This is a genomic window from Candidatus Aquicultor secundus (genome assembly GCF_002791875.1).
In the GTDB taxonomy this organism is placed as follows: Bacteria; Actinomycetota; Aquicultoria; order Aquicultorales; family Aquicultoraceae; genus Aquicultor_A; species Aquicultor_A secundus.
Genome location: NZ_PFNG01000077.1, coordinates 479 through 905, shown reverse-complemented (window position 1 = coordinate 905; position 427 = coordinate 479). Strand labels below are relative to the sequence as shown.

The window sequence follows — 427 nt, the reverse complement described above, 5'->3', positions numbered from 1 at the left end:
CAGAAGGCGTAAGCTTCAGATGGACTACAACCGAGAGCACGGCATCGAGCCCCAGACCATCCGCAAGGCGGTAACGGATATTATACAATCCGTAGTTGCGGAATCCGGCAAGCTGTATAGACCGCGTGAACATAGCGACGCGATAAAAAGAATCCCCCGTGAAGAACTCGAAGCTCTTGTACTCGCCATCGAAGAAGAAATGCGCGCGGCCGCCGAAAGGCTCGACTTCGAACAAGCCGCCCTGCTCCGCGACGAAGTATTCGAACTCCGAAAAGACCTCGATGCTTTTGCCGGCATCAAAAAGCCAAGCTTAAGGGTTGTGAAGTAGGGTCAAGAGGCCTGAGCAAGCTCAGCTTGGAGGATCCGGGGTCCAGGGATTGCGGATCTAAAGTCGATCTGGTTGTTCTTAACACCGCAGACCCTCTTT

General features: G+C 53.6%; 1 protein-coding gene. It reads left to right on the top strand.

The annotated features are described in order from the left end of the window. A partial coding sequence (locus tag COY37_RS03170) for a UvrB/UvrC motif-containing protein (protein ID WP_286976038.1) occupies positions 1-328 on the top strand: 328 nt, incomplete at its 5' end. Between the last annotated feature and the right edge of the window lie 99 nt (positions 329-427).